The organism is Milkweed yellows phytoplasma str. MW1 (assembly GCF_000309485.1).
GTDB lineage: Bacteria > Bacillota_I > Bacilli_A > Acholeplasmatales > Acholeplasmataceae > Phytoplasma.
Genome location: NZ_AKIL01000018.1, coordinates 1 through 5245, shown reverse-complemented (window position 1 = coordinate 5245; position 5245 = coordinate 1). Strand labels below are relative to the sequence as shown.

Annotated in this window: 5 protein-coding genes; 3 read left to right on the top strand and 2 right to left on the bottom strand. The window is 26.7% G+C overall.

The genetic code is table 11. The annotated features are described in order from the left end of the window. Positions 1-55 precede the first annotated feature (55 nt). The 3 genes from RI76_RS00430 to RI76_RS02765 all read left to right on the top strand — a co-directional run bounded on the left by RI76_RS00430 (position 56) and on the right by RI76_RS02765 (position 2814). Positions 56-424, top strand: a complete 369-nt coding sequence (locus RI76_RS00430) for a SpoVG family protein (RefSeq protein ID WP_017192151.1) — start codon at positions 56-58, stop codon at positions 422-424. Positions 425-495: 71 nt separating this feature from the next. Beyond that, the gene (locus RI76_RS00425; RefSeq protein ID WP_017192150.1) at positions 496-2511 is read left to right on the top strand and encodes a heavy metal translocating P-type ATPase; all 2016 of its coding nucleotides are present in this window, start codon (positions 496-498) and stop codon (positions 2509-2511) included. Positions 2512-2649: 138 nt separating this feature from the next. Next, on the top strand, positions 2650-2814 hold the full coding sequence (locus RI76_RS02765; protein WP_017192149.1) for a hypothetical protein: 165 nt from the start codon (positions 2650-2652) through the stop codon (positions 2812-2814). 196 nt (positions 2815-3010) lie between these two features. On the opposite strand, the gene RI76_RS00420 is transcribed toward RI76_RS02765, so the two are convergent. After that, complete coding sequence (locus RI76_RS00420) at positions 3011-4495, bottom strand: MATE family efflux transporter (protein WP_017192148.1); 1485 nt, start codon at positions 4493-4495, stop codon at positions 3011-3013. Between the two features lie 67 nt (positions 4496-4562). Then, positions 4563-5051, bottom strand: a complete 489-nt coding sequence (locus RI76_RS00415) for an NUDIX hydrolase (protein WP_017192147.1) — start codon at positions 5049-5051, stop codon at positions 4563-4565. Positions 5052-5245: the final 194 nt, after the last annotated feature.

The window sequence follows — 5245 nt, the reverse complement described above, 5'->3', positions numbered from 1 at the left end:
TAGTTTAATTAGATTTATTTTAAAATAAAATATAAGAGTTAGGGGAACAATATAAATGCAAGTTACTGATGTTAGAGTCAAATTACATAAGAGCGAAAATAGATTAAGAGGTGTTGCTTCTGTTACTTTTGATAATGCCTTTGTTGTTCATTATATTAAAATTATTGAAGGAGAAAGAGGCATTTTTATTGCAATGCCTAGTATTAAAACCAATTCTGATGTTAAAAAACCTAATTATATTGATATAGCTCATCCTATCAATACTGAAACAAGAACTATGATTGAAAACACCATCATAGAAACTTATAAAGAGATAGTTGAAAGAGCAAGATTAAATGAAGAAAAAAAACAAACTCAATTAGAAGAAGATTCACAAACTGAAACTGAATCACAAACAAATGAAGAAGATTCTTCAGAAGAATAAATTTAATAGAAAATAAAGAATGAAAAAAATATTTTTTTGAAATAGAGGTTAATAATTCGTTGACTCATAGTATGGAAAATTACAATAATATATATAACAACCAAGAACAAACCCATAAAAATCAAAAAACATATTTTTTTCTTTTTATTTGTGGTTTGTTATTGTATGCTTTAGTTTTTTTACCTATTAATTTTTATGGTTTTTTGGATAACAAAGAAAATTATAAATTACCACTTCAATATGCCTTAACAATCATTATTTTGTTTTTTGCAGGTTGTCATGTTATTATAGAAGGTTTTGTAGACACTTATCAAGATACAAAAGAAAATAAAAAATTTACCCCAAACGTTCATATTTTAATGACTTTAGGTGCTTTGGGGGCGATGTATTTACAAAATTTTAACGAAGCAATTTTATTGATTATTATTTTCGCTACTGCTAATTTTTTAGAAGAATATATTGAAAATAAAAACCAAAAAGAAATTAAAAATCTTTTAAAAATGGCTCCTACTCAAGCAAGATTGTTAAAAGAAAACGGTGAATTTGAATTAATAGAAGTAGAAAAATTAAAAATAGGCGATAAAGTTATCGTCTTAAATGGAGATCAAATTCCTTCTGATGGTATTATTATTTCTGGAACTTCTTCTATTGACGAATCCAGCATTACGGGAGAAAGCATTCCCGTTGATAAGAAAGTAGGTGATAAAGTTCTTGGTAGTAATATTAATGGCAATAATACTTTAATTGTTGAAATTATCGCTACAGTAGAAAATAATATTTTTACCAAAATTATTCAATTATCTTATCAAATGAAAAATAATATGTCTAAAAGAGCTAATTTAATTAAAAAAATAGAACCTTTATATGTAAAAGTGATAATGTTCATTTCTGTTGGTATTTTATTATTTAGTCAAATAATACATTATTATTTTGACCCTTCTATTCATTATTTCGAATTTAAACATATTTTTAATAAAAGTATGGTCTTTTTAACTGTAGCTTCCCCTTGTGCTTTGGTCGCTTCTGATGTCCCTGCTACTTTTGCTTCTATTTCGCATTTAGCTAAAAATGGTATTTTATTGAAAAATGGTAATTCTTTAAGTAATTTATCCAACATTAAAGCTATTGTTTTTGATAAAACAGGAACTTTAACTACCGGCAAAGCTACAGTCAAAGAAATTTTTTTCCATTCGGAAATAGAAGAAAAAGATAAAATAGATTATTTAACTATTTTATCTAAAATGGAACAAAAATCTAACCATCCTTTAGCTTTTGCCATCAATAAATATTTAAGTCAAAGTTTTACATTAAATAATGTTCCTGAAATGCAAGTTGATAATTTAATTGGTGTTGGTTTAGAATCTTGTCATGAAGGTCGTCAATATAAAATAGCTAAATACAACTCTTTCCCTAAAGTTTCTGAAGAAATAGAACTAAAAACTAAAAATCTTTTAGAAAAAGGTAATACAGTGCTTTATTTTAGCGAAAATGGCAAAATAATTATGGTAATAGCTATTTTGGATGTATTACGTCCTGAAGCTGAACAAATGGTGAATTACTTTAATGAGAATAACATTCATACAATCATGTTGACAGGCGATAATGAAAAAAATGCTATGGCAATAGGAAAACAATTAAGCGTGGATTATGTTTTATCTGATTGTTTGCCAGAAGATAAATCTAATAAAATAATCGAAATCAAAAGCAAATACGATATGGTAGCTATGGTAGGTGACGGAATAAACGACGCCCCTGCTTTAGCTAATTCTGATGTAGGCATTACCGTGCAAGAAGGCACCGATGTGGCTATCGATATTGCCGATATGGTTTTAATGAAAAATAATTTAAATAAAATAACTTACGCTCATAAAGTTTCTAAGAAGTTAAATAGTATAATATTTCAAAACATTATATTTTCTATTGGGGTTATCGTTATTTTATCTGTAACTAATTTTATCGCTGATATTAAACTACCTTGGGCTGTCTTTTTACATGAGATTAGTACTATTTTAGTCCTTGTAAACTCTTTAAGAATATTAACCAACATTAAAGAAAAAGATCAATTTTCCTCTTTTTCGACTAACTAAATGAACTAAATATTGATTATAAAAAAAAGCCACTATATCTTTTTTTAGTGGTTTTTAACTTATATAATAGTTTTTTTTTACATAAATGTTTTTAATATTAGAAAAAGCTATTCTATGCAGAAGAAAAAGAGTGATATTATGTTTAAAAAACAAGATAAAAAGTTCCGATTGAACATAATTTTAAAAAAGGTCGATCCTAATACAGTTAAGATTGTTGTTTTTAAAAATTTAGCTCGTAAAACTCATTTTAAAGCTGATTCTAATATACTTTTTGTGAATCCTAATGTTTTAAAAAAATGGTAGAACAATTTTTACAAGAAAAAAGGTTAAAACAAAACCAAAAGCAAAAGACTAAATAGAATAATGATTAATCGACTCTTTTAATTATTTTAAAAATCTTCCCTTAATTAAAAAACTTCTCTCACGTTTCGACACAGAAAAAAAAGACTACTTGAAATCAAGTAGTCTTTTGTTCGTCTTCGCCTTTAAATTGTTCATATTATAAGCGCATATCTTCAAAACCATTTTTTTTAATATCTTTATAAAATTTAAAATAAAAATAATAAGTAACCGAAAAGAGAAGGATTGTGTTCGTTGTTAGATTGGCAAAATGATATCCTTTCCAAGAATTATCCGCATTTTCATATTTGTTCCAAGTCGATGAAAGGCTAAACCCTAAAATAATGATGAAATAAATTCTTAAAAACGCTCTTAATAAAGCGAAAAACATATCAATACGAGGTTTTTTAAAAGGTATCATACTTCTAATCATTATTCCTTGAGTAACGACTGTATAAAAGCCAGAAATAGAAGCGATCGTGATGCCTAGTTGAAATTGTTTTTCTCTTTCTCCTTGTAACCTATCTTTTAAACCTTTGATTAAAGAGTATATGTTTGTTCCAAAAAAACCAAAAATAACGGTGAAAACAAAACCTAAAATCATATTTAATAATAAAGTTTTTTTAATTGTTTCAAAAACTCTTTTTAAGTTTTTATTTGCTAGATTAGCCGAAATAATAGACAATTGAGCCTCTTCTAAAGCAAAGCCAAAATTCAAACCAATGGCTGCTATGCCATCACCTATTTGAACCGCGCTTAAACTTCCGCTTGGATAAATTTTCCAACCAATAATAAGTACAATTAGTCTTCCGCTTTCATAAATTAGTCTTCCGCCCAAAATAGGTAAAGCTAATTTTAAAATATTTTTCAATATATTAGTTTTATTGTTATCCACTTGTTCGCTGTCTGTCAATTCATCTTGATCTCTTTTTAAAGAAATAACAAAGAAAACCGTTAGAAAAATAGTTACTAAAAAACTCGATAAAGCGGTAGAAACTCCTAACCAATAAGGATCTTTCTTATCAAAACCATAAACGAATAATAAATTGATAGATACTTTAAAAAAAACAAACAAAGCGTTGGAAAGATAAATAGTTTTAATATTCCCTTTTGCTCGTTCTAACCCTAACAAGACCGTATTAACAGCCATTAAAACTCCTGAAATAATTAAAAAAATATAATATTTATGAACTGTTTTAAAAACTTTTTCTTCTGTGCCGGAAAGGACTTTATGTAAAATAGGACTGCCGATTATTACAGCTATTAAAGCGATGCCAAAAGCAATACCTATAATAGAAAAAAGAGTGGTTTTAATCATTTTTTTAGCAGTTTTATAATTCTTTTTAGCATATTCTTTACCTATTAAAACTATGCCTGCTGTAGCCAAAGATAAACCCATAAAAGAAAACATATTTTGAACACTGCTGATTATAGCAAGAGAATCGGTAAATTTTTCAGACCCTTCGGGTTGAATTGCCATAAATAGATCGATATTTTTAGGCATCACTTGAAAAGCTATATTGGTTAAAGAGATAGGGACGGCCAACATTAAAAGGACTTTAAATAAATTGCCTTCTAAAAATAATTTTTGTTTGGCTTTTTGCTTTAATTGTTTTTTGTTAGAACGTATTTCTTGTTTAGACATTCTAATGAAACTCCTTTATTTATTTAAAAAATAACAATATATTTTTTTATAAAAAGATGTTTTAATTTTATTCACAAGGCCAAACATTGTGCATTTTATTTTTGGAATTTTTGTATTGAATAAAATCTTTTAAAAACTTTTTGTCCATCATCATCATATCTTCAATAGGCAAATTTTCTTCATTGAACCATTTTAAATCAGAAACTTCATCATGTTGTTGGTTAGGTTGTCCTTCTGTTTTGCTAACGATAAAACCCATCACTACAGGATAAACAATATCTCCATTAGGATAAATGATTTTAATATCTTCTCCTGCGTATGTTTTGAAGCAATTCATAGTAACAACATCTAAATCAGTTTCTTCTTTTAACTCTCTTAAAGCGGCTTCTTTGAAATTTTCTCCTAATTCCATAGCTCCGCCATGAAGACCCCAAATTTGAAAATCTTTTCTAAATTGAAGCAAATATTTATTATTTTCATAAACAATAATAGAAGTTCCTGGAGAAAAAATCGGATCGTTCCCTATTTTACTACGTAATCCCTGAATATAAGACATTTTTTAATTACCTTTCTGTTGTTACTTTTTTCAAACATTTATCGAAAAATATTAATTTTTAAATAAATAATGATTATAAAAACATATGTAACAGCTTAACCAAAAAACAAATGCTTACAACTTTAATAAACCAAAATCATTTTATAAATATTAATTAAAAAATGTTAATATTTTTCTATGTATAATTGCTTATA